The sequence below is a fragment of the Halomonas sp. Cn5-12 genome (assembly GCF_021532545.1).
Lineage (GTDB): Bacteria > Pseudomonadota > Gammaproteobacteria > Pseudomonadales > Halomonadaceae > Vreelandella > Vreelandella aquamarina.
This window is the reverse complement of the sequence record NZ_JAKGAY010000015.1, coordinates 1-26,949: the sequence shown is the minus strand read 5'-3', so window position 1 is coordinate 26,949 and position 26,949 is coordinate 1. Positions and strand designations below refer to the sequence as shown.

The window sequence follows — 26,949 nt, the reverse complement described above, 5'->3', positions numbered from 1 at the left end:
AGGAAAGCCTTACAAGGCACTTAAGGAGAAGATTGGCTTATGAAAGGTCGCAACATGACCCGCTGGCGGGATCCGGCCAAAGATCCTCGCCAAGAACCGAAAAGTCATTTGATTACTGCAGAAGGTGCCGCCCGTCTGCGCGGCATTTTGGATCACCTTTCGCGGGTAAAACGCCCTGAGCTATCAGCGAAAGTGGGCGAAGCCGCCGCGCTTGGAGACCGCAGTGAAAACGCTGATTACACCTATAACAAAAAGGAGCTAAACCGGGTCATTGCCCGCATCCGCTATTTAACCAAACGGCTTGATGAACTGCAGGTGGTGGATCGTCTGCCCGCTAACACCGATAAAATCTTTTTTGGCGCGTACGTAAGCTTGGAGGATGAAGAGGGAGAAACGCTGGATATTCGTATCGTCGGCCACGATGAGCTCGATACCCAAAAGCGTTGGATCAGCATCGACGCCCCCCTGGCGAAGGCACTGCTGGGCAAAGAGGTCGACGACGATGTCACGGTGCTAACGCCCAACGGCGAAACGTTCTATACCGTGACGGCCATTCGCTATGGCCATCCGTAACAGCTATTTAGTAGCGCGATACACCCGAAAACGGCGGTTATCGGATAGCGTCTCAAAGCCACCCAAGGCACGCTGCAGCCGCTCAGGGTAAGGCAGGAACGCATTGGCCACCAGAATGAGCTGTCCTTTTGCATTGAGATGCTCCGGCGCCTCGTCGATTAACCGCGTGCTAGGCCCATAGCTAATATCTCGCTCCTGATGAAACGGCGGGTTGCTAATAATCACATCAAACCGCTCGCCCTCCAGCGCGGAGTAAACGTCGCTCTCCAGCACCGTGCCATCCAGCGCATTGTCGTGAAGGGTACGGCGGCAAGCTTCGGCGGCAAAGGCGCTGACATCGACAGCCGTGACCGCATGGCCACGTTTAGCCAGCCAGGCGCTGATAATGCCGTCGCCGCAGCCCATATCCAGCACTTTCAGCGTTTTTTTCGGTAGTGTTTCTTCAAGGGCTTGCAGCAGTAGCTGCGTTCCCTCGTCGACTTTGCCATGGCCAAACACGCCAGGATGGCTCACTAAGCGCATATCCAGGGCATCAAAGGTTTGCCAGGCACTTTCGGGCGCTTCCATTTTCACCGTGCGGGTGGCAAACAGCGAGCAGCGGCGGGCGTTATCGAGCTTGTCGCAGCTCATGCCCAGCTCGTCTAGCATCTTGGGAACACGTTTGATGCCCCCTTGGTGCTCACCGACGATATCGAGCGGCGTCTTGTCAGGTAGCACGTGGCAAAGCCACTCAAGCCACCACTTGCCTAGCTGGTGGGCTTTGGGCCAGAACAGCACCACCTGCCCGTCGGGTAGGTAGTCGAACGGCTCGAAAGGGCTAACGGCTAGGCGTCCGCTGGCCTGCCACTGCTGCCGCAGAGCGACGTTGTCGCTCACCATCGCGGCGGAGTGGGTTAACAGCCATGTATCTTCCGGGGGCGCGACAGGCCATAACCGGGCGGCCTGCCCATAGTAACGTTCAAGCAGTTGGCAGGCGGGCAGTTGTGCACTCATACATCAGCCTCAGGTTTGGTAACGGTATAAAGTAAATAGCGGCCTAAGCGCCAATGAGGGTCTTGCTGGCAGTACTGCTTTTCAAGCGCTAGCAGTGCTGCTTGATCGCTTGCCTTCTCTGGGGCCTGGCGCACGTAATCCTGAAAAATACGGATGCCCGCAACGCTCTCGATATGTAAGCCGTTCTGGCCCACCCACTGGCAAATCTCATCATGGGTAACTGGGGAGATCGGCGTTAAGCGCTGGCGCTTGCCCTTGCCTTCTAACTGGTCACTCAAGGCTTTTTGATAGTTGCCCTTCACCACGTTAGAAAAGCGCAGCGCGTCGCGGTTAAACACCATCAGGCTGAGTTGACCACCAGGCGCCAGCAGCGTTGCCAGGGTTTGCAGCGCGTGCTCGGGATTGCCCAACCACTCTAATACCGCGTGGCAGGTGATCAGCGGCCAGGGGCCGGGCGCTTGGCTCGGCAGCGCCTGTAGAGGAGCTTCCACATAGCGAAGCTGCCCCGGTGGCCACACCGCAGCGGCCTCTTGCTCAGCGTGCCACGCCTTAGCGTGGGCCAGCATATCGTGGGAAGGCTCTGTCATGCTGACAGTGTGACCGCGTGCCGCGAACCAACCGGAGAGCTGCCCCAACCCACCGCCGACATCCAGCACCGGCTGGGCCTTTAAGTGCAGCATTTGCGGCAGAAGATAATCCAGCATCGCGAGGCGCAGCTCGCCCCGGGGTGCTTGGTAGAGCGAGCGAGAGAACTTATCTGCCAAGCCATCAAAGTAGCGGTCGCCAGCGTCGGTTAATTCGTAGGTCGGGTGCATGCCTCTAGCCACCACAGTTTAAAGGGGCGCTAGTTTACCCGTTATCGTCAGGAAAATCGCACCCCAGGCAGCATGGTTGAGCAGTCCAAGGCGCGATGGTCACAGCAGGACTAGAACTGCTCCCACTCACCCGCAGACGACTGTTTGGAGGGCAGCACTTTGGCGGCTTGCACCACCGCTGGCAGCTGCCAACGGCTTTTTTCTCTTTACGCTCACCATTACGTATATGCTGAGCATCATAGCCGCTAGCTACTGCTCGCTGGACGACACGGCCCCTTCCCATACTTCACAACGGTCGCGGCCGTTATTCTTAGCTTTGTACAACGCTGTGTCGGCCAAGCGCAGTAGCCTTTTAGGGTCCATGGTGTGAGCTGGATACGTGGCGATTCCGCAAGAGAGCGTAATGCGTCCAAGCGGCTGATGAAGGTGACTCAACGCTTGGTTACGCTGTGCCTTCAGCAGTTTCTCGGCACGCGTTTGGGCCTCGGCCGCTCCGGTGCCCGGTAGGAGTGCGACGAACTCCTCGCCCCCCAACCGGCACACCACGTCCGTACCGCGAAAATGCTTCTTTAACAGCGCCGCGACCTCGATCAAAACGGCATCGCCAGCGTCGTGGCCAAAGTTATCGTTCACTTTCTTGAAATGATCGATATCGATCATCAGCAGCGAAAGCAGGCTTCCCTTACGCTGCGCGAGCGCCATTTCCTGATGTAGCAAGGCGTCGAAATGGCGACGGTTATTGAGACCGGTCAGGGCATCCTGAAGCGAGAGCCCCTTGAGCTGCTCGACCAAGGTATCTAGCTCTGCTGTCCGCGCCGTCACCTGTGCTTCTAGCGTCTGGTTGGCCGAAGCAAGCTGACGCTGCGTATGACGGTAGTGCCACAGCGAAATCCCCACGATAGCCAAAGAGAAGCCCAACGCCCCATAGCTCAGTGGCACGTCGCGCCGAGGTATCAGCTCGTGCGCCACCAACATGTCCAGCAACAGAAGTGGCGCAAACAGCAGGAAACTAGTGACGAACAGTCGCTGCTCCAAATTCAAACGACGCACCCGCAGCAGCGCCAGCAGAAGCATGAGGGGGAGCGTGAGCAACAGCAGCACATCGAATATGGGGAACGTCAGTGCCAAGTTCACCACGCCAAGTGCGACCAGACCAATCGAAACCACGAGGTACGCCAAATGGAGCTGCCATAAACGCCTCATCCAGCGCTTTGGTACACCCTCCAACCAGTGGCTCAGCAACAAGCCTATGGCAATGGGCAGTGTAAAGTAGCTGGCGGCTCTTAAAATGTCCCAGGTAAGCGGCGCGTCTGCCAACAGCTGCCGAACGGGGGCCTCTGCCAACAGCATCAACCCTGACGAAAACGCAAACAGCGCGATGGCGAAAAAGCCCCGACGCTCAGGCCCAATCATGGCAAAAATCGCTGCCAACATCGCCAGTAGCAGGCTGAAGGCACTCACCGCAAGGTCCTGTACCGAAGCGTGGAGCATCCCCTTCAGCGCATCGATACGATCGGTGATTTCTACATCGCCCCACAGCCCGATGCTGGTGTAATCGGAGTAGATACGCAGCGCCAGCGTCTTGCCCGCCGAATTCTCCGGCAGCGGAACCAAATGCCACGGCCAACCGATGAAACGAGGCTCCTCCATATCGCCATGCTGATAAATCAGCGTGCCATCGAGGTAGATCTGCCCCACCAAGTTAATGCTGGTAATGTGCAACACTGGGTCACGCCACTCTCCCTCTGGCAAGACCGTTTTAAACCAAACGGACTTCTGGCCGTTGCGCTCCGGTGGGTTAGAAGGAAAATCGATGGGGCTCCAAGGCGCGTCATCTTCTAAAGGAGCATCTCCCCAGCGATACTCCCAATCGGTCAGCGGTGCAGGCGCGCTAGCGTAGGCCAAAGAACCGGACAGCAACAGCAAGCAAGCCATTATTCCTACGCATAAAAAGCGCAACAAGACGTTGAACGTACCCATCCGATCCCCTAGCTGGCGTGACCCACCAGCTCACCCTATTTTTTATTAACGCTAACCTTATACACTCAAAATTGCGTTGATAGCACGTTTGATGCGTTTCAAACGCCTATTCGTTGGTGGCGTTAATCATTATCCAATCGCTCTGTTCGATATAAATGCCACTCGTTTTCGATCCGGCAGTCGACAGTAACGCCCCGTTCCCAAAGCGCTTTCGCGGGTGAGGCGCTCGCCGCCCAGGCTGACGCAATACGCCGCAGCTGCCACCCAGCGCAACGTGCAGCGGCTTGCCACGCTCATCAACGATCTGCTGTATATGGAGAAATTGGTGGCAGGCAAAAAGTAGAAATGGGTGGGCACTGGAAAGCCAAAGAGAGCAAAACGTTCCAGCTGTACGAAATCGCCAAAGCCAATCTCAAAAAAGACGCGACACCCAACTTGGACGAAAACGAGAAGTTCAGTGGATAAGCCGTTCATGAAGCGCCCGGCTGCCCGGGCGCTTTGTTCGATCGCGTGGATGACAACGCTCTGGATAACGCATGCGCCCGCCTCCTCCGCCGACGCAGCCATCAAAAGCTGGATCGAAAGCCAGGCCACTGCCGCAACCTCATGAACGATGCCTTTACCGATATGGGCATGGCGCATGCAGAAGATAGTGACTCGCGATTTACGCACTACTGGGTGCAAACGCTAGGCGCGCCGCGCTAGTCGTTAGAAATGAAGAAGATATGGGGGCGTTTGGCGTCCCTGGCAGGAGTCGAACCTGCGACCTGCCGCTTAGGAGGCGGCTGCTCTATCCTACTGAGCTACAGGGACTTACGGGGCGCATAGTATAGCGGTTTGATCCGCCCCGGCCAACCGCGGTTTTGCATCGGCAGAGGTCATATCCAACCGAGCAGGCGAAGAGCGAAGATACCCAGTGTCACGGTCACGCTGGCCATGAGCGTGGTCATGGCGATGATATTAGCGGCCAAGGCCACGTTCCCATTGATCGCTTTGACCATCACGAAGCTGGCGGCAGCAGTGGGGCTGGCAAAGAAAAGAAACAGTAGGCCGAGCTGATTCCCTGAAAACCCCATCAGCCACGCAGCCAATGTGGAAAGCACGGGTAAAATCACCATTTTCATACTGCTGGCGCTGAGCGCCACTTGACTTCCCTCTCGCATGCTGGATACCGATAGCGTTGCGCCGATGCATATCAACGCGAGCGGTAGCGTGAGCGAGGCAAAGTAATTACCCGAGGTCATCACCCAGCTGGGCAGTGACACCGAGAAAGCGGTAAAAGGGAGCGCAGCGAACACCGAAAGAATCAGCGGATTTTTAATAATATGACCCAGCAAACTCCGCCAATCGGTCGCTTGGCCGGGCTGATAGGCTGCCAAAGCAACAACGGAGAGCGCGTTATACATCACGATCACCACCCCCAGCAGCAAACTACCGGCGGATAACCCATAATTGCCGTACATGCCCGCCGCCAAGGCCAAGCCTACGACCCCACAATTTCCGCGAAACGCTCCTTGAACATAAATGCCACGGTCGGCTCTTGGCACGCGCAGGTGCGCCCAACCCCAACTCAGCAAAAACTGGCCCAACGTGGCGAGGGCAAAAAAGAGCAGCAACGGCACATCTAGAGCAACGCTCAAGTCAGCTTTGACTAGGCTGAGAAAGATCAGCGTGGGCAGTGTAGCTTTGAACACGAGAGACGAGGCGGTCGAAATGAAGGCACTATCGATCCAGCCCAGGCGCTTCAAGGCAATCCCGATGAACACCATGGCAAAAACGGGCAGGGTAACGTCTAGGGTGCGTGTAAAGAGTTCAAGTAAGTCCACGAAGGCGCTCTCAGTCGAATCAGCATCCTCTTATACTCTACCGTTGACTGAGATTTGTCGACTCGCTAGACAGTCTGTCAACGGCTGGGGATCGACGTGGCGCTGGACGATTTCGGCACCAGCTACTCGTCGCTGGCGTACTTTCACCGCCTGCCGGTGCAGTTGATCAAAGTCGATAGAGACTTCGTTCGCGATATGCTGGCGAGCGAAGATGATCGTACGATCGTAGAGAGTATCGTCTTCTTGGCTAAGAAGTTCGCGCGCCCCGTGCCCGCCGAAGCGCTCCCCCAGTGGCTGATCACTTGGCAGCGGGAAGGTTTCCCAGACGCGTCTTAACCGAATAGCTCTATGGGGTCGAACTGTTCGGGCAATTTGACCACCACGGCATCTCGCCCCTCCCCTTTGGCTTCATAACTGGCCGCATCTGCCCGGGAAATCGCCACATCCACCGTTTCGTCGCATTCATCGAAGGTCGTCACGCCGATGCTGAGCGTCACGCTGTACTCTTTGCCCTCATGGGTCACGGTCACCTCACTCACCGATTGACGCAACGACTCTGCGATACGTTCGGCCTGTCCCAGCGTACAGCTGGGCAGCAGCACGGCAAACTCATCTCCCCCTTGGCGCGCCACATGGTCACTGCCACGCACTTCCCAGGCCACGATTTGAGCGATACGGCGGAGCATCTCGTCTCCCAGCGCGTGGCCGCCCTCATCGTTGATAGGCTTGAAATGGTCCAGATCGAAGAGAAGCAGCGCAGAGGGCGTGCTGGTCTTCTGGAAGTCGGCGAATGCCTCTTCCAACCGGCGCTCGAATCCACGTCGATTGAGCAACCCCGTCAACGGGTCGTGCTCTGCCTCCCAGCGCTGCAACGCCTCTTGCTGGCGACGCTCAGTGATGTCCTTCACGACCCCGACCAAGCCCAGCGAGTGCCCCCCTTGAGACAACATGACCACCCGTGCATGAATGTCCAGCCACAGCGTTTCATGGTCGCTGCGCACGAACCGTAGTTGGCGCACGAAATCGCTACCAGTTTTCAAGCTGTGAACCCACATGTCCCTCGCCCCTTCTCGGTCGTCAGGGTGCACCTGCTCCATCCACACCTCCATGGGCATATCGGGAGGGATATCCAGCATCTCCAGCAGTGCCGGGTTCATATAAGTGATCTTACCGCCAAAATTGGCAACGAACATGCCCTGGGGTGTAGCGCTCAATACGGAATCCAAAAACGCCTGGCGCTCTTGCAAATGGCCGACCAACTGCTGGCGCTCATGCTCTACGCGGTTGAAAGTCATCGCGACTTGCTGCAACTCCTGCATGCTGGTGGCGAGATCGAGACTCGCGCGCTCGCCCTTACCCACTTCACCAATTTGCGATTCAAGATAGTCCAATGGCTTGAGAATGCGAGCCAGCAGCCACCATAAGAGCGGCATCATGAGTAGCGCCAGGACGAACCAAATGCCCAGCAGCTTGTAAATGAACCCCGCGAGCGGTAACTGTGCTTGAGTGGTGGGCAAAAACAGGCCCACTATCCAATCGGCTGGCCACACTTGGGCATACGCTTGCAGCGCTACGCGACCACTCGACAGTTCGGCAACCCCTTCCCCTCTCCAACCCGCCAGCGCAAGCTCTAACATCGGGTTCAATTGGACGTTGCTGATCTCGGCGTTCACCAACTCGTGATCAGGATGGTAAAGAATTTTGCCAGAGGCGGTCGAAACGGCCGCATAGCCATTGTCACCCAAACGAATGCTGCTCAAACGATCGAAGAGTCCACTGCTCTTGAGACTGACGATGCCACCGACAAAGCCCGAAAAACGCCCGTTTTCATCCAAGCGGGGAATGCTAATGAGCACCAGCGGCATACCGCTAGCCCGGCCCACGAAGGGTTCGCTCACGTAGGGGCGGCGAATACCGCGCACCATTTTGAAATACTCGAGGTCTTTGGTCTCGAGGCCCACTCGCCCCACCACGCTCGGCCAGTCGCTCAAAATCACGCCGTTCTCATCGCTGACCATCAAACCTTCGAACCAAGTCAGCAGGGAGTCGTTCTTCTGCAGCTCGTAATTCAACCAGGTGGGATCGTCTGACAGCCCAATGACCCCGCTCAACCGCTGTAGTGCGTTGATGCGCTGGTTGATCTGTTGGGTAATCTCATCGGCCAGCAAATCGGCTTCATAGCGCAGGTGGGCGATATTGGTCTCGTGCACCATGATTTTGCCGACCTGCCACGCCATGCCCAGCACGGCCCCCGCCAAAATGGCCAGCGCACAGGAAAGCCCCAGCAGCAGCCGGCTTTTTAGCGAACGAAACGTAATCAGTCGATGGATCGGGGGGGCTAGGCGCACCAGAAATCCCTATTTCGTTAATTTCCTTGAGTGAGGCTCGCGAGTTCAGACGCTATCATGGCTCGAAAGAAATAACTTATCAAAAACAACTGAAATGTGCGCGTTGAGACAAATCAACTTAGCTATTTTCTAAGACAAGCGTGTGCGAATTGATAACCACGCTTATTTCACGTATGTTCGCCGCCTATCTCGCAAACCACCCGACAAAACATTTCGGCACACTCCATGGCAAAACGTACGGCGGGTTACACCTCTAAAGGCATTGGCAGCATCACACCACTCGCCGCATTTTTAAGAGAATTCGACGACGTCCTTCCGCTTCGTCCCCTCAGTGCCCAACCAGACGCCGTCATTGGATGGGGGTTGAAACCTACCAGCCGCCGAGCGAGGCGCTACGCCAACAAGCGTCGTCTTCCCTACGTCGCCCTGGAAGATGGTTTTTTACGCTCTTTAGGGCTTAGTAGTGCCGGTTACCAACCGCATAGTCTCGTAGTGGATTACAGCGGCATTTACTACGACGCCTCACGACCCAGCGACCTAGAGCAGTGGCTAGCGACCGCCGACTTTTCGACGGAAGAAGTATCCAGGGCCGAACACTGCATCGCCTTACTAAGGCGTTATCGCTTATCGAAATATAACCATGCGCCGGACAAGCGTTTAAACGCTAGTGGCGCCACCGTATTAGTGGTCGACCAGACGGCGGGGGATGCATCCATCGAGTATGGTGGCGCAAGCGCCGCCAGTTTTTCAGCCATGCTGGAGCATGCACTGGCCTATCACCCCCAGGCCAAAGTGCTGGTCAAAATTCATCCCGATGTGATTGCGGGTAAAAAGCAAGGGCACCTTACCAGCGCTCTTCAGCACCCGCGCTGCCAGGTCATCAGCGAAGATATCAACCCCTGGGCCCTGTTCGACCAAGTCGACGATGTGTATGTGGTGACTAGCCAGCTTGGCTTCGAAGCGCTCATGGCGGGCAAACGTGTCCACTGCTTTGGCACCCCTTTCTATGCTGGCTGGGGCCTGACCCAAGACCAACTCCCCTGCCCTCGGCGTACGCGCACTCGTACATTGCCAGAAGTATTCGCGGCGGCCTATCTTCGCTATTGCCGTTACGCTAACCCCTACACGGGCCAGCCATCCACGCTGGAAGAGACGATATCTCTCATCGCTGACCAAAAGCGTCAACAAGAGCGGTTGAGAGGCGCATGGCTCGCTTGCGGCTTCTCCTCTTGGAAGCGACGTTTCATCAGCGATTTTCTGGGCCCTGCTGCCCGCGTTCGTTATCAAAAGAGACTCCCCCATCAAGCCGTCGAGCCTCAACGGCTGCTGGTATGGTCGAGCCGTATCGACGGCACCTTCAAAACGCAGCACAGCGAACTGTTGCCTCATCTTTGGCGCATGGAAGACGGTTTTATCCGCTCGGTAGGCCTGGGTGTCGACCTCACTCACCCCTTGTCACTGGTGATAGATCGCCACGGTATTTATTACGACCCCAGTCAGCCAAGCGACCTGGAAACGCTGCTCAACGAGCATGAATTTAGCGATGACTTACTGGCCAGGGCCGGCGAATTGCGCCAGCGCCTCGTTACCCTGAAGCTATCGAAATATAACGTGCCTGGGGCGGCTGACGTCGTCCTTCCCGACAACCAAACGATCATTCTGGTACCCGGCCAAGTAGAGAGCGATGCCTCTATCGCCACCGGCTCACCAGACATCAGCACCAATAGCGCGCTACTCAAAGTCGTTCGAGAAGCCGAGCCCAACGCTTTCATCATCTACAAAGCACACCCTGATGTGATCAGCGGGGCTCGAGTGGGCAAACTCGATACTGATGCCAAACGTCTGTATGATTTGGACGCCAGCCACGTCGACATCACCGCTTTGCTAGAGCGCGTGGATGCCGTGCATACAATGAGCTCGCTGACCGGTTTTGAAGCCCTGTTGCGTCATCGTCAAGTGACGACCTATGGTTTGCCATTTTACGCAGGCTGGGGATTAACGCACGATACCATGCACTGCCCAAGGCGTAACCGTACACTCACCTTGGATGCCTTGGTTGCTGGCACGCTATTGCTGTACCCCAATTACATCGACCCCACCTCTGGTCAGCTTTGCAATGCCGAGACCGTCGTCAGCCTATTGGAGCGGGCAAAGTTACAACAATCTACTGCACAAACACCGCTACTTACATGGAAGCAGCGCCTTTATCGCTGCTATCGTAACTTGTTGATTGGAAGCCATTGAGTTGAAGCAGAAGCGCGCATTCTTATTCTTACAAGGCGTTTGCTCGCCCTTTTACCAACGCTTAGCCCGCCGCCTCACCGACGACGGCCACCGCGTGGTGAAAGTACACTTCAACGCGGGCGACCTCCTCTATTGGCAGCGCACGCACAGCCATAGCCACTTGTTTCGTGGCCCTCTGAGCGAGCTGCCCGCCTACGTCACCTCTCTATGGCAACGCTACGGCATTACCGACCAAGTCCTGTTCGGCGACCGGCGTCCCGTGCACCGCCCAGCGGTCGACCAAGCCCCGGCCGCAGGCATTCGCACCCACGTGTTTGAAGAGGGCTACTTCCGCCCCTTTTGGATCACGCTGGAACGTGAGGGAGTCAACGGCCACTCGCTGCTGCCTCGCGATCCCACCTGGTTTTATGAAACAGGCAAAGCGTTACCTGGGCTTCCTTCTCCGGTACGCTTTCGCTCATCGTTTAAAATCCGCGCTATGCACGATGTGGCCTACCACGTCGCAGGGCTAGCCAATCCCATCGTGGCACCGCGCTACCGCAACCATGCCCCCATTACCGCACCAGTGGAGTATGCAGGCTATATCAAGCGCTTTACGCTGCTCAAACAGTGGAAAAAACGCGATGCTGAACGGATCAAAACGCTGATCGAAAGTGGCAAGCCATACTTTATGCTGCCCTTACAGCTCAACACAGACGCCCAAATTCGTGACCACTCGCCCTATGCCAATATGGAAGAGGTCATGGACCACGTGATGGGGTCGTTCGCTGAACATGCACCCAGCGATGCACTGTTATGTATCAAGAACCATCCGCTGGACATGGGGCTGGTGAACTACCCCAGCATCATTGAACGGCTCTCAAACTTTTACGGCTCAAACGGGCGCATCGTGTACCTCGAGTCCGGCGATCTGAATGCGCTGATCAAGCATGCAGTGGGCACCGTCACGGTGAACAGTACCGTGGGCATCGTCTCACTGGAATCACACTGCCCTACCTTTGCGCTCAGCGACCCCATTTATAATCTGGCAGGGCTTACCTACGAAGGCGCGCTGGAGGAGTTTTGGCACCAGCCACCACCGCCCAGTGCCGAATTGTTCGGCTATTTTCGCAATACCGTGATGCATACCGCCCAGGTAAACGGCGGTTTTTACTGCCAGCCCAGTATCGATCTTGCGGTCAATAATGCTGCGCACATATTAGAGGCCTGCCCATCCCCTCTGGAGAAGCTGCTGTGAGTGTTGATGCAACGTACTTGACAAAGACACCACACACACGCCGCGTGCTGATTACCGGCGCCACGGGGGCCATCGGCGGAGCGCTCGCCAAGGCGTATGCGACGCCCCAGACGCATCTGATTCTGCATGGACGCAACGTCAGCGCCTTAGAGGACGTGGCTAACGCCTGTCGCGAAAAAGGGGCTGACGTGTCGCTCTCCTCCATCAACCTCACTGATGAGGAGGCACTAGCGCAGTGGCTCACCACGCTCCGTGCCGAGCAGTTGCCGGATATCGTGATCGCCAACGCAGGCAAGAACACACATCCTGAGCAGTTGGGCGAGCTCGAGCCCTGGGCCGATGTTCAAGCCTTGCTGAACATCAACCTCACCACCCCCATTGCCATGGCGCAGCACTTGGTACCCGCCATGCGCGCACGGGGTAGCGGCCAACTGGTATTCATTAGCTCACTGGCAGGTTGGCATGGACTACCCAGCACGCCCACGTACAGTGCCAGCAAAGCGGGCATCAAAGCGTATGGCGAAGCCTTGCGCGGCTTGCTCGCCCCCTGCGGCATCGGGGTAACGGTCGTCATGCCCGGCTACGTCACCTCCCCCATGTGCAATGCCATGCCTGGCCCCAAGCCCTTTGAGTGGCCACCCGAACGAGCCGCCAAAGTGATCATTCGTGGCATTCGCGCCAACCGTGCGCGAGTCAGCTTCCCGTTTCCGCTCAACTTCGGCACTTGGTGGCTGGCCGTCTTGCCAGCAGGCGTGTCGCAGTGGCTCATCAAACGACTGGGTTTCGATCATGTAGGAGGCCGGTAAGATGCTTGGCCACCTGCTCCTATCGCTTAGCCTGCCGCTCTTCATCGGGCTAGTGTTCAGCCTAGCGTTCGAAGCGCTGCTGTCTCCACGGCCTGCTCCTCTCTGGCAGCGGCCGATGGCAGCCAATGTGATCCATCTCGGCAGTTGGCTACTGCTATTTGGGCTTTTCACGCTGCTGCTCCAGCGTCCCTGGTTTGCCGTGGTCTTCGTGCTGTCACTCCAGCTCGTGGTGGTCCAGTCAAGCAATACCAAGTCCAAAACGCTCAACGAACCGTTCATCTGCCACGACTTCGAGTACTTCTGGGACGCCATCCTGCACCCACGGCTTTATGTCCCGTTTTTTGGCATTGGCCTCGCCATCGCGGCCAGCAGCGCGGGGGCCATCGCCATTGGCAGCTTTCTCTATGTGGAGCCGTCGCTGGTTAGCCAGTGGAGCACCGTGCTCTTTTTACAAAGCAACGGACTGCTCGCCGGGCTCGGGGCGGTGCTGGTAGCCGTTGGTTTACGCTCACTCGGCGCCATGTCCCTGCAACCGGTCGAGGATCTACATCGCGTGGGGCTATATGCCAGCCTTTGGGCCTATGGGGTAGCATTGATGCGCTCGTCACCGCCTGACCCTTTGGCATCCCCCTACGCGGCTGCCAGCCAGCCCAGTGCCGTCGCTTCACCAGATAGCGCCGAGCGACCCAATGTCGTCCTGGTCCAGAGCGAATCATTTTTCGATCCGCGCCCATGGTGTCCAGAGGTTGCGCCGACGCTACTGCAACATTTCGATGCCACCTTTACCGAGGCCGTCGAAAAGGGCGAGTTGAGCGTGCCGGCCTGGGGGGCCAATACCGTACGCACCGAATGCGCCGTGCTCACGGGGTTGGCACCCAGCGCCTGGGGTGCCCGCCAGTTCAACCCCTACCGCACGCTAAGCCGTTACCCGCTGCCCAGCGTGGCGAGCGCTTTTCGCGCGCAGGGTTACCGCACTATTTGCGTGCACCCTTACCCCGCTACCTTTTACATGCGCGACAAGGTCATTCCGCAGCTAGGCTTTGATACCTTTATCGATATCAGCGCGTTTAGCAGCAGCGATAAGCACGGGCAGTACATAGGCGACCGAGCCGTGGCACGAAAGGTTGGACGCCTGCTGAAAGATGACGATAATAGGCCGCTATTTATTTTTGTGATCACCATGGAAAACCACGGCCCGCTGCATCTGGAAGCGCCCCAACAGGCACGTTTGGCCGATACGCTGCCGAACGCCGCGTGGCCGCTTCCAGGCCATCTGCGGGAGCTCGCCGTTTACTTGCACCATTTAGGTGAAGCTGATCAAATGCTGGCAAGCGTTAAAACAGCGCTAAACGAGAGCACGAGGCCTGGAATACTGAGCTGGTATGGCGACCACGTCCCTATACTGCCCGATGCGTATGGGTACTTCATGCCCCCTACGGGCAGCACCCCATACATGATATGGTCAACGCAACCAACACCGCCTGACCAAATGCCTGCCGAGCAACCGCTGCAGGGAATAGCAGCCAACGAACTTGGCGTCCGGCTATTTAAACAAGTGTTTGGACGCGATATAAGTAACGATGTGATCAAGGCAGAACCAGAACCTCAGGAGCAAGAATGACTAAACGTGTGGCCATCATCGGTGCCGCCCATCGTTTCCCCGGCACCACCCCTGAAACGTTCTGGCAAGACCTGCAAGCCGAAAAAGACCTCGTCACCCAAGTGGCCCCAGATCGCTGGAGCCATGAAGCCTTTTGGCACCCAGATAAACGCCACCCTGGCACCAGCGTCACCTTTGCTGCGGGTAGCCTGGGCGATATCAGCGGGTTCGACGCAGCGTTTTTCGGTATTTCCCCACGCGAAGCGGCCAATATGGACCCGCAGCAGCGCATGCTGCTAGAGCTCGCCTGGGAAACCATGGAAAGCGCCGGCATTGTGCCCAGCACTCTGCGTGGCAGCCAGTGCGGCGTTTTCCTGGGCGTCGCCAGTCTTGACTACTCTTACCGTTTAGCCGATGACATGTCGGCTATTGATGCTTCGACCGCCACGGGCAACACCTCGAGCATCGCCTCCAACCGACTCTCTTATGTGTTTGACTTGCATGGCCCCAGTATGTCGCTGGACACCGCGTGCTCGTCCTCCATGGTGGCGTTTCACCAGGCTTGCCAATCCATTCGCAGCGGTGAAACGACCATGGCACTGGCGGGCGGTATCAGCCTGCACTTGCACCCCTACGGCTTTATCATTTTCTCTAAAGCCAGCATGCTCTCGCCCACCGGCCGCTGCCAAGTGTTCGATGAAGCGGGCAACGGCTACGTGCGCTCAGAAGGCGCTGGGATATTCCTGCTCAAGGACTACGACCTAGCCGTTGCCGATGGCGATAACATTCTGGCGGTGGTAGCCGGGTCGGCGGTCAACACCGACGGCCACAAATCCGGCCTGACCGTGCCCAACCCCAGCGCTCAGGTTGCCCTGATGCGCAGCGCCTACGAGCAAGCGGGCATCTCCCCCGATGAGATCGACTATTTAGAAGCCCACGGTACCGGCACCGCCGTTGGCGACCCCATCGAAACCCGCGCCATTGGCGAAGCGATTGGCAAACATCGGCAAACGCCGCTGCCGATTGGTTCGGTAAAAAGTAATGTCGGCCACTTGGAAACCGCCTCGGGCGTGGCGGGGCTTGCCAAAGCGCTTTATAGCCTGCAGCACCGCGAGGTGCCCGCGACCATTGGTATTCGCAAGCTGAATCCGCGCATCAAGTTCGACGAATGGAACTTGAGCGTGGTCACCAAAGCCCAGCCGCTGAAACCCACAGGCCGTTTGGTGATTGGCATTAACTCGTTTGGCTTTGGTGGTGCTAACGCCCACGTGATTTTGGAAAGTGCACCGGAAAAAGCCGCAGCGCCTCGCCAAACACCGGATGCCCCGCTGCCCATTCGTTTAAGCGCCCGTAGCGAAGCAGCGCTAACGGAAAACGCCCTTGCCCTGTCTAAGCACCTTCAGGAAGCTGGCCAAGGGTTTTACGATATCGCCCATACGCTGTTCCATCACCGTGAGCAGCACAGCCACGGCGCACTCTGCTTTGCCAGCAGTGCAGAAGAAGCAGCCACGGCACTGCGTCAGTTTGCCGAAGGCGAAGCCAGCCAGGTCATGACGCTGGAGCGCCTCGCCAACGCCAGGGGCCCGGTGTTCGTTTATGACGGTAACGGCTGCCAGTGGGAAACCATGGGCCACGACCTGTTGGATACCGACGCCGACTTCACTGCTGCCATTGACCGCGTCGACGCCCTGTTCCAGCGCTACGGCAGCTTTTCACTGCGTGACGAATTAGCAGGCCGTAACCAGCTAGAAGGCGAAGAGAGCCGCTTTGTACGCACCGAAATCGCTCAGCCTGCGCTGTTTGCCCTGCAGGTAGCACTGACCGAGTGGCTAAAAGCCCAAGGCATTACCCCTGCTGCCGTATTTGGTCACAGCGTGGGCGAAGTTGCCGCCGCTTGGGCCTCCGGCGCGCTCAGCCTGGAAGATGCGGTCAAAGTCATCTATTACCGCAGCGACTATCAGGGCAAAACCCGCGGCCAAGGTGAGATGACCGCAGTGGCGATGAGCGCTGAAGAGATCGCCCCTTGGCTTGCCAAACCAGCATTTGACCGCGTAAGCCTAGCAGGCATTAATAGCCCTAAAGGCATTACCCTAGCAGGCGACCGCGGCCAGCTTAGCGAGCTGGAAGCCGCACTGAGCGCCGAAGGCACCTTTGCCAAACGCCTGCCGCTGGATTACGCCTTCCACAGTCCCGCCATGGACAGCATCCAGGAAGGCGTGATGGAAGCGCTGGCCGATATTCAGCCGCAGCCCTCTCGAATTCCGTATTTCTCCACCGTCACCGGAGCCTTGGCCGAAGGCACGACGCTGGATGCCCACTACTGGTGGCTCAACATCCGCGAGCCGGTGCTCTTCGATAGCGCAGCGACCGCCCTCATCGAGCAGGGTTACAACGTCTTCGTCGAAGTCGGGGCGCACCCGATCTTACGCCGCTATCTCAACGAATCGCTGCGCCAGCAAGAGCGCAGCGGCTTAGTCTTCGGCACCATCGAGCGCCACAAGCCAGGGTTAGAGGGCTTGAACCGCACGCTCAGCCAGCTGCTACTCAGCGGATTAAGCGTCAACAGCCAGCGCTTCTTCCCCGTGGAGGGCCAGCGCGTCCTGCTGCCCCGTTACTCATGGCAGCGCACTCACCTATGGGTTCAAGGCACCAACGACGGCCAAGGCCTGCTATCACGCTATTACCAGCACCCGTTGCTGGGTTACCCATTAGCGCAGCAAGAGCACACCTGGGAAAGCCAGCTAGACACCAAGCGGCAGCCTTGGCTGGCCGACCATGTGGTGGGTGAAGGGGCCGTCTTCCCCGGCGCGGGCTTCGTCGAGCTGGCGCTGGCCGCCGCGCTACAGCAGAAAGAGACGCCGGTTCTCGATATCGAGGAGCTGGAAATTCGCGCCCCGCTGCTGCTGGACGGCCCCAATGGCCGTACCATGCGTCTCACCCTCGACCCCGATGATGGACGTCTGGCCATCCACTCCCGTGAGCCCGCCACGGGAAGCGAGTGGCAGCTCAATGCCGTGGCACGCCGGATGCGCGAAAGCCGCGGTTTCCTGCTCAACCGCAGGGCGCCAGCGCTACCCAAACGTGATGCTGACTATACCCTAGACGAGCATCTGCACATGGCCGAACGCATTGGCCTGCACTATGGCCCAGCGTTTCAGGCGATTCAACGCGGCTGGATCGAGGGCGATAGCGTCATTGGGGAAATCAAACTCTCCGAGGCGGTGGCTGAACAGTTAGATACGCTACATGTGCATCCCGGCATTCTGGATAGCGCCTTCCAGATGTTTATTCCGCTGCTGGCACAGCACAGTGAATTTGCCGCCCAGCTCGCCTTTGTACCGGTGCGCGTGGGTCGCATTCAGGTCAATGCCGAGGCAGGCGCGCCGGTGTTGGCGCGTGCGGTCATGGGCAAGCGCGCTCCGCACTCTTTCACGGCGGACTTCGAGCTTTACGATGCCCAAGGCCGCGCCGTGGCGGTGCTGAGCCAAACACGCTTCAAGGCCATTCGCCTCAACCGCGCGCACCACCAACACTTTAGCTATTTAGACGTGGAGCTCACGCCCGCACCGCTGAAAGCCGCCGCGCTACCGCTTCCCGCAGACGCACTGACGCGCCTGATGGGCTTGAGCGATGCTTACACCGCCAGCACTGGCCAGCGCTATGCGCAAGAAGTTGCCCCCCTGCTCGATAGCCTTAGCGAGGCCTTCGTCCAGCAGGCTAATGGCGGCGGCGACGACGAACCCCCAGCGCCAGAGACCATTTGGCAGCTCTTGGTGCAGGAGTATCCCGACTACTTCGCGCCCATTCACCTCGTCGGCCGCTTGGGCCTGCACCGTGAACCGCTACTCAATGGCCGTGATACGCTGGAAAGCCTGGGCATTAGTGCCGAGCACTTGGCTGGCATCAACCGGGTACTGATCGGTGAAAATGGCTGGCAAGTACTGGCGCGCGAGCTAGGCGCGCTGATGGACGCCTCTCTGGCTACTTTGCCGGATGGACAGCACCTCAATCTACTGGAAGCAGGCCCCTGCGCGCCCGCGTTGGGCCAGCGCTTGCTGGAACAGCTTGCCCACGGCGCCCCGGCTACGAACGACCGTTATCGCTACCGCGCGCTCACCACGAGCGACACGGCGCGCCACCAGGCGGAACAGCTGCAAGAGCGCTACCCGCTGATGGACATTCAGTCATTAGACGAGGCGCTACCGGCGCTGACAGCCGCGCAAAAGGCACAGCTTGCGTTCGTCAGCGCAGATGTCACCCAACCCGAACGCACACGCCAACTGATCGAGGCCCTACCCGCGCAATTGGCGCCCGGCGCGCAGATCATGGTGATTGGCCTTCATCCGAGCCGTTGGCTGGACGACCTGCTGGCAACGCCGGGTATCGACCAAGCGGCGCTCGAACAGAGCACGCTGATCGAGTGGCTGAGCCACCAGGGGCTGAGCGTTTCCGCGCCTATCGAACTAGAGGAGGCGGGCGCTTACTTGCTGCATGCGCAACACCCAGAGCTTGGTGACACCGACGCGCAGGTAGCCAGCGCGCAGACCTTGGTGGTAGCCGATGCATCACGAGAAGCGCTTGCTGCACAGCTGGCGGAGCATCTAAGCCACCACACGGGCCACCGCGTATGGCGTCGGATCAGCGACGCAGCACCGCAAACGCTACTCAATGAAGCGCTGGCCGACCTCACCGACACACCGACGGCACTGAACGTGCTCGATCTGCGTGAGCTAGGCAGCACGACCACCGAGGCTCAAACGCAGCGCTGTTTCGCCGCGCAGCAGTGGTCGTTGGCGCTGGAAGCGAGCGGCCTGGACGCGCAAGGCTGCCATGTGACCTTATGGCTGACCACTCAAGGTTACCAGCGTGCCGACGACGCCGCGCTATGGGGCTTTGGCCGCTCGCTGGCCAACGAGGCCGTGGGCCACAGCGTCACCCTCGTTGACTTGCCAGATGCCCCCAGTGCGTCTGCGCTCGCCACCTTCGCGGCCTCTATTGCGGAACCGGATAGTGAAAATGAGCTGGTCATTGACCCGCAAGGCACCCGCTTTGCCACCCGCCTGCGTACCCTGCCCGCGCCGCATCCGCATACCGCCAGCAACCCCGCACCGCGCCAAGCCATGACGCTCGGCTTCACCCTGCCCGGCCAGCTGCGCCAGCTACAGTGGCGGCCTCGCCAGTTGCCCGAGCTTGGCGCTGACGACGTCGAGGTACGCGTCAAAGCGACCGGCCTCAACTTCCGCGATGTCATGTATACCCTCGGGCTGCTCTCCGATGAAGCCATCGAAAACGGCTTTGCTGGCCCCACGCTGGGCCTGGAGTTCTCCGGGGAAATCGTGGCCGTCGGCAGCAACGTCACCCACTTGACTCCCGGCCAAGGCGTGGTCGGTTTCGGCCCTGCCAGCTTCAGCGACCGCCTGGTCGCCAGCCAGCACGCCGTGGCCCCGCTGCCCGAAGGCGTCAGCTACGCCGCTGCCGCCACCATCCCGACGACCTTTTTTACCGTGTACTACGCGCTAAAACACTTGGCGCGTTTAGAACCCGGCGAAAAAGTGCTGATTCACGGCGCTGCAGGCGGTGTAGGCATTGCCGCGCTACAAATCGCCCAGTGGATGGGGGCCGAGATTTACGCCACGGTGGGCTCGGAAGAGAAGCGTGATTTCCTCCGCCTAATGGGCGAAGAGCGCCTGTACGACTCCCGCTCGCTCACCTTTGCCGAAGAGATCCTCGAAGACACCCAGGGTGAGGGCGTCGATGTCGTCCTCAACTCCCTGGCAGGTGAAGCGATCAACCAGAACCTGCGCGCACTGCGCCCATTCGGTCGCTTCCTGGAGCTTGGCAAACGCGACTTCTACGAAAATACCCATATCGGTCTACGGCCGTTCCGCAACAACCTGAGCTACTTCGGCATCGACTCCGACCAGCTAATGAAAGTGCAACCGGCCCTCACCCAGCGCCTGTTCGGCGAAATGATGGCACTGTTCAACGACGGCACGCTGAGCCCGCTACCGTTTACCGCCTTTAGCCATAGCCAAGTCATCGATGCCTTCCGCTACATGCAGCAGGCGCGCCAGATCGGCAAGGTCGTCGTCACCTACGAGCAGCCCATTGCCCCGCCGCGCCAGGAGCAGCTAGGCACCGCCAGCATGCAGCTACCCAGCGATGCCAGCTACCTGGTGACCGGCGGCCTGGGTGGCTTTGGCCTAAAAACCGCACAATGGCTGGTCGATAAAGGCGCACGCGAGCTGATTCTACTCAGCCGCAGCGGCCCGGCCAGTGAAGAAGCGCAAGCAGCCGTGGCTGACTTCGAAGCGCAAGGTGTGAACGTACTGGCGGCGGCATGCGACATTACCGACCGCGATGCCCTGGCACAGGTACTCGAGCGCGCCAAACGCGAGCTCAGTCCGCTGCGCGGTATCGTGCATGCCGCCACGGTCATCGATGACGGCCTGATTCGCAACCTGGATGCCGAGCGGATTCAAAACGTGCTCTCACCGAAGATCGACGGTGCCAAACACTTAGAGGCGCTGACGGCCAACGACACCCTCGACTTCTTCGTGCTCTACTCATCGGCCACCACCCTGTTCGGCAACCCAGGCCAAGCCAACTATGTGGCTGCCAACCACTGGCTCGAAGCCTTCGCGGCCCGCCGCCGGGCCCAAGGTCTACCGGCCACTTGCGTACGCTGGGGTGCCATCGAAGACGTCGGCTTCCTGGCCCGCAACACCCGCACCCGCGATGCCCTCCAAGAGCGTTTGGGAGGCTCGGCGCTGCGTTCCGACGACGCCCTGAAGGTGCTGGAACAGATGCTGCTGACCCCCGGGCCAAGCCTGGGCGTGCTGGAGCTGGAATGGGGCGCACTGGCGCGCTTCCTGCCCACCTCCGACACCCCGCGTTTCGACGAAATTGCCCGCGCCAGCGATGACGACGGCAGCCTAGACCACGACGACGACATCAGCGCCCTGCTGGCCGACCTCTCGCCAGAAGAGCTGCACAGCACCATCACCGAACTGCTGCGCGCCGAGCTTGCCAGCATTCTGCTCATCGACGAAGAGAAGATCGACGTCAACCGCTCGGTGTACGACATGGGCTTCGACTCGCTGATGGGCGTGGAACTGATGACCGCCATCGAGAACCGCCTGGGCGTTCAAGTGCCGGTCATGGTCCTCAGCGAAGCCTCCACCCTCGACAAGCTGGCAGGCGTGCTGATCCAGAAGCTCCACCAGCACGATGAAGACGTTGAAGAGTCGCCGCAAGATGCGTTAGCCTCTCTGGCCGCCCGCCACGGCGCGGACGGCATTACCAGTGAGCCCGCATCCTCCCCAGCGACAGAGACACCATGACCGCCAAGCGTTCTGAGTTAAAACGCCAGCTACTGGAACAGGCGCGCAAGCGCCCTACCGCAAGAGCCAGCCAGCCCACTGCCCCTGCCACCAGCGCAGGGGCAACCCGTTCCGTGCCCGAGCGCTTTACGCGCTTCGATGCGCACCCAGGCTATCAGCAGCTCATGATGATGCGTCAGGGCGCGCAACAGCTGGGCTTGCAGGTGCCGTTCTTCAAGGTGCACGACGGCCTGGCGGGGGCCACGAGCGTGATGGATGGCCGCACCTGCATCAACTTTGCCAGCTATAACTACTTGGGTTACTCCGGCGACCCGCGGGTCATCCACGCCGCCTGCGAGGCCGCCCAGCACTACGGCACTTCGGTATCTGCCAGCCGTGTGGTCTCGGGCGAACGGCCCATTCATGGCGAGCTGGAACAGGCCATCGCCAAGGCGTATGCCGTGGAAGATGCCGTGGCCTTCGTCAGTGGTCACGCCACCAACGTCTCCACGCTAGGCTACCTGCTAGGCCCCAAGGATCTGATCCTCCACGACGAGTACATCCACAACAGCTCGTTGGTCGGTGCCCAGCTCTCCGGGGCCAAGCGCATGTCGTTCAGCCACAACGACCCCGACGCTTTGGAGGCATTGCTTGTCCAGCACCGCCATCAATTCGAGCGCGTCCTGGTGGTGATCGAAGGGCTTTACAGCATGGACGGCGACATACCCGACCTGCCGCGCTTCATTGCCCTCAAACAGCGCCATCAAGCCTGGCTCATGGTGGATGAAGCCCACTCCTTCGGCGTGATGGGCAAAACCGGCTTGGGCCTGCGGGAACACTTTGCCATCGACCCCACCGATGTCGATATCTGGATGGGCACCATGAGCAAAACGCTCTCCGGCTGCGGTGGCTACATTGCGGGTAGCACTGCTCTAGTCGAGACGCTGCGCTACTTCGCACCGGGCTTTTTGTACAGCGTTGGTATGCCCGCCCAGGTCGCCGCCCCCTCGCTCAAGGTACTGGAACTCATGGCCCAGGAACCCGAGCGGGTCGCCAAGCTACAGGCCATCTCCCGTTACTTCCTCGAACAGGCGCAAGCACGCGGCATGGATACCGGCCACAGCATCGGCTCCGCCGTGGTTCCCGTCATCGTTGGCAGCTCGCCACTGGCAGCGCACCTCTCCAACGCACTGCTCGCGCGAGACATCAACGTACAGCCCATCCTGTACCCCGCCGTGCCGGAAAAAAGCGCCCGCCTGCGCTTCTTCCTCTCCTGCGAACACACCCAAGCGCACATCGACGAGACGCTAGAGGTACTGGAGAAGCTGTTAGCCGAAGGGATGTGAATGGTGGTGAGAGGTGAATGGTGAATGGTGAATGGTGAATGGTGAATGGTGAATGGTGAATGCCAACACCGTAGCGCGGCGTAACGAATCTTGCGAGGCACGAGCAAATGAGGCACCCGCGAAGGCGGCGGATAGCCGCCTGGATGATGCCACTGCAAATCATCACACCACAGTGCCAACTTCGGCACTCCTAACGGAGTGCTTCGCGGGTGCGCTATCGCTTACACCGCGCTACAGGTGCCCGCTTAAGTGCAATGGAGCCACGTAGCGCGGCGTAACGAAAGAGCGAGAGCAACGAGCGATAGAGGCACCCGCGGGGGCGGCGATAGCCGCCTGGAAGGTGGCACATTAACCTGAAGAACCACCTGGGCAATAGGAAGGTAGCAACATGGCAGAAGAAACCATCGAGACCAGCACTGCACACTGGTACGTCATTCAATGCAAAGGCAGCGAATCCTTCCGCGCCGCCGAACACCTCGCCAACCAAGGCTACGAGGTGTTTCACCCGGTGCTGGATGTAAAACGCAAACGGCAAGGCAAGCTCACTACCGTCACCGAGCCGCTGTTTCCCTACTATCTATTCATCCGTTTAGACCAGGTCGTCAGCAACTGGCGGCCCATCCGCTCTACGCGTGGCGTCCTGCGCCTGCTCACCTTTGGCAACACGCCCATCGCCGTCCCCGACGCCCTCGTCGACACCCTGCGTGCCCAACCCCATCGCCAAGAAGGCAGCCACAGTTACTTCACCGCTGGCGAAAAAGTCACCATCACCGACGGCCCCTTCAAAGATCTAGAAGCCATCTTCACCCGCTGCAAAGGCGAAGAACGCGCCATCGTATTGCTCAACGTCCTTCAACGCCCACAACACGTAGAACTACCGGTTGAAAGCTTGGAAAAGCGGTGAAGCGAATGGCGAATGGCGAATGGCGAATGGCGAATGATGGTAAACGGTGAATGATCAACCGTAGCGCGGCGTAACGTATCTTGTGAGGCACGAGCAAATGAGGCACCCGCGAGGGCGGCGATAGCCGCCTGATCAAGCCACCGTGAATCATCAAAGCTCTGTGCCACCATCGGCACTCCTAGCGGAGTGCTTCGCGGGTGCGCTCCGCTTACGCCGCGCTACAAATATCCCCATACAACAAAGGAGGGGTTCAAGGTCTCGGCAGGGTTGGCGTAGCTAAGCGGCTGCCCTTCCAGGGTCTCTATTCGACCACCTGCATAACGCACGACGGCATGGGCGGCAGCGGTATCCCAGAGACTAGTGGGGCCTAACCGTGGGTACACATCGGCTTTACCTTCCGCAATCAGGCAACTTTTCAAGGAGCTTCCCATGGGCTGAATCTCATAAGCGCCCAGCGTCTCCAACCAAGCGGACAAGGCGGGGCTTGCATGGGAGCGGCTGCCCAGTACCCGCCATGCCCTTCCTGGTGAAGGTTTGCCGGCCACTTGAATCACATGGCGCTGTCCATCAGCGTCGATTCTAAAAGCCCCCATACCGCCTGCGGCGATATAAGCCGTCCCCAGCGCAGGCGCCGTGACGACCCCCAAAATAGGCACACCGTTTTCAATCAGCGCAATATTCACCGTAAACTCATCATTTCGCTTGATGAACTCTTTGGTGCCATCCAGCGGGTCGACTAGCCAATAGCGGCCCTCATTCCCCACGCCTGAAAAGCCCTCTATATCCTCTTCCGACAAGATCGGCAGCGTCGTCGATAGCGCCTCCAAGCCGCGCCGTATCACTTGATGCGCCGCTCGATCCGCCTCTGTGAGCGGGCTGTTATCTTCTTTAAGCGTGACATCAAACTCACGAGCATACACGGCCATAATGGCGCGATCAGCATCCTTGGCAATGGCCAACACCTGTTCGAGTAATTCCCGCATACTCCCCCCAGATAGTAAAAAACCGCCCATAGGACGGTTTTCAAACACTCATCGTTCAACAGCTCGTCAAACGTCGTAGCCCGCTTCCCGAGCGAGCGTGGTATTGGCTTGCAGCCAGCCTTCGATGTGTCCGCAATCGAAGGTGCGGCCATGCATGCGGAACGCCTGCACGGTTTGCCCTTCCTGCATCAAGCGGTCGATGGCATCGGTGAGCTGGATTTCATTACCCGCACCCGGCGGCTGATCGCGTAGCAGCTCCATGATGCGGTACGGCAGCACGTAGCGGCCAATGACAGACAGGCGCGACGGCGCGTCTTCCGGTTTGGGCTTTTCCACTACGCCACGCATAGTAGCGCTTTCTCCCGCCGCTGGCTCGTCGCAATCCACAATACCGTAACGGTAAACGTCTTCTTGCGGCACCGCTTCTACCATGATTTGCGACGCATCGGAGGCTTCCCAGCGCTCGACCATACTGCCTAAATCACACGCGCTGCTGCCTACCTGGGGTTTGACCAGTACGTCCGGCAGTATCACCGCGAACGGCTCGTCTTTGTCTAACAGGTGGGAAGCGCAGTAAATGGCATGGCCTAGCCCTTTCGCATTGGGCTGACGAACGCTGGTCACTTTCAGCTTTTTAGGGGAAATGGCCGAAAGGGTTTCCAACAACGCATTTTTACCCTTGCTGGCCAGCGAGTGTTCGAGTTCAAAGTGGACATCGAAGTGGTCTTCAATGGCCGATTTTCCGGCACGCGTGACCAAAATGATTTCATTGATGCCCGCGGCCAGCGCTTCTTCCACTACGTGTTGAATCAACGGGCGATCCACCACCGGCACCATCTCTTTAGGAATCGCCTTGCTGATTGGCAGCAGGCGCGTACCAAACCCGGCCACTGGAATAATCGCTTTGCGTACTTGAGTCATCATTAACGTCCTTTTATTGAGCGTGCTTTCCAATGTGAACTTTCAACTAACAAACCACGCCAAACGATATGCAATAGACATGCCGAACAATATAGCAGGAACGCAGCTACCGGCGCGAGCCTGGCTGCCACCATCGGCACTCCTAGCGGAGTGCTTCGCGGGTGCGCTCCGCTTACACCGCGCTACGGGTTCCTACCTAGAGTGCCGCGGACCATTAGAGCGGAGTGCTTACCCCGTAGCGCGGCGTAACGAATGAGCGAGAGCAACGAGCAAATGAGGCACCCGCGAAGGCGGCGAGTAGCCGCCTGGATAAAGCCGCCGTGAATGATCATACCTAGGTACCACCATCGGCACTCCTAGCGGAGTGCTTCGCGGGTGCGCTATCGCTTACCACGCGCTACGAGTGTCTGACCGCCCCGTAGCGCGGCGTAACGAATAAGCGAGAGCAATGAGCGAAGGAGGCATCCGCGAGGGCGGCGATAGCCGCCTGGATAAGGCCACCGTGAATGATCACATCTAGGTGCCATCGTCGGCACTCCTGGCGGAGTGCTTCGCGGGTGCGCTCCGCTTACACCGCGCTACGGGTTCCTACCTAGAGTGCCGCGGATCATTAGAGCGGAGTGCTTGCCCCGTAGCGCGGCGTAACGAATGAGCGAGAGCAACGAGCGAAGGAGGCACCCGCGAAGGCGGCGGGTAGCCGCCTGGATAAGGCCACCGTGAATGATCATACCTAGGTACCACCATCGGCACTCCTGGCGGAGTGCTTCGCGGGTGCGCTCCGCTTACCACGCGCTACGAGTGTCTGACCGCCCCGTAGCGCGGCGTAACGAAAGAGCGAGGTAAGCGTTCATTCCACGACGTTCTGCCACCCTGCTGAAAATCGCCCTACAGTAACCTCACACTTTCCAACACGAGGTTACCCCCATGAGAAAGCACCGCACACCCGAACAGTGGCAGGCTCTGGTCAATCAGCAGCGTGACAGTGGTCTGTCAGCTTCGAAGTTCTGCAAACAAGAGAACATCGGCTACGCCAGTTTCTGTAACTGGCGCA

The 26,949-nt window shown here is 58.9% G+C and carries 19 protein-coding genes and 1 tRNA gene; 11 read left to right on the top strand and 9 right to left on the bottom strand.

What is annotated here, in order from left to right; all coding sequences use genetic code 11:
* Positions 1–39 precede the first annotated feature (39 nt).
* The gene (gene greB / locus L1249_RS09915; RefSeq protein WP_074210417.1) at positions 40–573 is read left to right on the top strand and encodes a transcription elongation factor GreB; all 534 of its coding nucleotides are present in this window, start codon (positions 40–42) and stop codon (positions 571–573) included.
* A gap of 3 nt (positions 574–576) precedes the next feature.
* Here greB and L1249_RS09910 read toward each other — a convergent pair whose 3' ends face one another.
* From L1249_RS09910 to L1249_RS09895, 4 genes are all read right to left on the bottom strand, one after another.
* On the bottom strand, positions 577–1,566 hold the full coding sequence (locus tag L1249_RS09910; protein WP_089674815.1) for a methyltransferase: 990 nt from the start codon (positions 1,564–1,566) through the stop codon (positions 577–579).
* Positions 1,563–2,381 carry a methyltransferase domain-containing protein gene (locus L1249_RS09905; protein ID WP_089674813.1) on the bottom strand — a complete coding sequence of 273 codons (819 nt, stop codon included), beginning with the start codon at positions 2,379–2,381 and terminating at the stop codon, positions 1,563–1,565. Before L1249_RS09905 ends, L1249_RS09910 begins: the two co-directional genes overlap by 4 nt.
* A gap of 249 nt (positions 2,382–2,630) precedes the next feature.
* Positions 2,631–4,316: a GGDEF domain-containing protein gene (locus tag L1249_RS09900; RefSeq protein WP_235253551.1), complete on the bottom strand. Its 1,686-nt coding sequence runs from the start codon at positions 4,314–4,316 to the stop codon at positions 2,631–2,633.
* A 174-nt stretch (positions 4,317–4,490) separates the two neighbouring features.
* On the bottom strand, positions 4,491–5,003 hold the full coding sequence (locus L1249_RS09895) for a DUF333 domain-containing protein (protein WP_228168685.1): 513 nt from the start codon (positions 5,001–5,003) through the stop codon (positions 4,491–4,493).
* Here L1249_RS09895 and L1249_RS09890 point away from each other — a divergent pair.
* On the top strand, positions 4,968–5,066 hold the full coding sequence (locus L1249_RS09890) for a hypothetical protein (RefSeq protein WP_228168672.1): 99 nt from the start codon (positions 4,968–4,970) through the stop codon (positions 5,064–5,066). The two genes, L1249_RS09895 and L1249_RS09890, sit on opposite strands and share 36 nt — an antisense overlap.
* Before the next feature lie 31 nt (positions 5,067–5,097).
* On the opposite strand, the gene L1249_RS09885 is transcribed toward L1249_RS09890, so the two are convergent.
* Positions 5,098–5,174, bottom strand: a tRNA-Arg gene (locus tag L1249_RS09885).
* 65 nt (positions 5,175–5,239) lie between these two features.
* Complete coding sequence (locus L1249_RS09880; RefSeq protein ID WP_044629048.1) at positions 5,240–6,187, bottom strand: AEC family transporter; 948 nt, start codon at positions 6,185–6,187, stop codon at positions 5,240–5,242.
* A gap of 84 nt (positions 6,188–6,271) precedes the next feature.
* On the opposite strand from L1249_RS09880, the gene L1249_RS09875 reads away from it, so the two are divergent.
* The gene (locus L1249_RS09875; RefSeq protein WP_290443988.1) at positions 6,272–6,523 is read left to right on the top strand and encodes an EAL domain-containing protein; all 252 of its coding nucleotides are present in this window, start codon (positions 6,272–6,274) and stop codon (positions 6,521–6,523) included.
* On the opposite strand, the gene L1249_RS09870 is transcribed toward L1249_RS09875, so the two are convergent.
* On the bottom strand, positions 6,520–8,535 hold the full coding sequence (locus L1249_RS09870; protein ID WP_235253550.1) for a sensor domain-containing diguanylate cyclase: 2,016 nt from the start codon (positions 8,533–8,535) through the stop codon (positions 6,520–6,522). The genes L1249_RS09875 and L1249_RS09870 overlap by 4 nt on opposite strands.
* Positions 8,536–8,760: 225 nt before the next feature.
* Here L1249_RS09870 and L1249_RS09865 point away from each other — a divergent pair, with 225 nt between their 5' ends.
* The 7 genes from L1249_RS09865 to rfaH all read left to right on the top strand — a co-directional run bounded on the left by L1249_RS09865 (position 8,761) and on the right by rfaH (position 23,994).
* Positions 8,761–10,779 (top strand): capsular polysaccharide biosynthesis protein, encoded by a 2,019-nt coding sequence (locus L1249_RS09865; protein ID WP_235253549.1) that lies wholly within the window; start codon positions 8,761–8,763, stop codon positions 10,777–10,779.
* 1 nt (position 10,780) lies between these two features.
* On the top strand, positions 10,781–12,016 hold the full coding sequence (locus tag L1249_RS09860; RefSeq protein WP_089675763.1) for a capsule biosynthesis protein: 1,236 nt from the start codon (positions 10,781–10,783) through the stop codon (positions 12,014–12,016).
* Positions 12,017–12,033: 17 nt separating this feature from the next.
* Positions 12,034–12,822, top strand: a complete 789-nt coding sequence (locus tag L1249_RS09855; RefSeq protein ID WP_089675762.1) for an SDR family NAD(P)-dependent oxidoreductase — start codon at positions 12,034–12,036, stop codon at positions 12,820–12,822.
* A 1-nt stretch (position 12,823) separates the two neighbouring features.
* The gene (locus L1249_RS09850) at positions 12,824–14,443 is read left to right on the top strand and encodes an LTA synthase family protein (RefSeq protein ID WP_235253548.1); all 1,620 of its coding nucleotides are present in this window, start codon (positions 12,824–12,826) and stop codon (positions 14,441–14,443) included.
* Positions 14,440–21,765 (top strand): type I polyketide synthase, encoded by a 7,326-nt coding sequence (locus tag L1249_RS09845; protein ID WP_235253547.1) that lies wholly within the window; start codon positions 14,440–14,442, stop codon positions 21,763–21,765. The genes L1249_RS09850 and L1249_RS09845 overlap by 4 nt, the downstream gene beginning before the upstream one ends.
* Positions 21,762–23,090 (top strand): aminotransferase class I/II-fold pyridoxal phosphate-dependent enzyme, encoded by a 1,329-nt coding sequence (locus L1249_RS09840; RefSeq protein ID WP_235253545.1) that lies wholly within the window; start codon positions 21,762–21,764, stop codon positions 23,088–23,090. The genes L1249_RS09845 and L1249_RS09840 overlap by 4 nt, the downstream gene beginning before the upstream one ends.
* A gap of 388 nt (positions 23,091–23,478) precedes the next feature.
* The gene (rfaH, locus tag L1249_RS09835; protein WP_235253543.1) at positions 23,479–23,994 is read left to right on the top strand and encodes a transcription/translation regulatory transformer protein RfaH; all 516 of its coding nucleotides are present in this window, start codon (positions 23,479–23,481) and stop codon (positions 23,992–23,994) included.
* Positions 23,995–24,212: 218 nt separating this feature from the next.
* Here rfaH and cysQ read toward each other — a convergent pair whose 3' ends face one another.
* Positions 24,213–24,977, bottom strand: coding sequence for a 3'(2'),5'-bisphosphate nucleotidase CysQ (gene cysQ, locus L1249_RS09830; protein WP_235253542.1), 765 nt, complete (start codon positions 24,975–24,977; stop codon positions 24,213–24,215).
* Positions 24,978–25,043: 66 nt separating this feature from the next.
* Complete coding sequence (locus L1249_RS09825; protein ID WP_235253541.1) at positions 25,044–25,898, bottom strand: UTP--glucose-1-phosphate uridylyltransferase; 855 nt, start codon at positions 25,896–25,898, stop codon at positions 25,044–25,046.
* 924 nt (positions 25,899–26,822) lie between these two features.
* Here L1249_RS09825 and tnpA point away from each other — a divergent pair.
* The coding region (tnpA, locus tag L1249_RS17685) for an IS66 family insertion sequence element accessory protein TnpA (RefSeq protein ID WP_442908429.1) at positions 26,823–26,949 on the top strand (127 nt) is incomplete at its 3' end.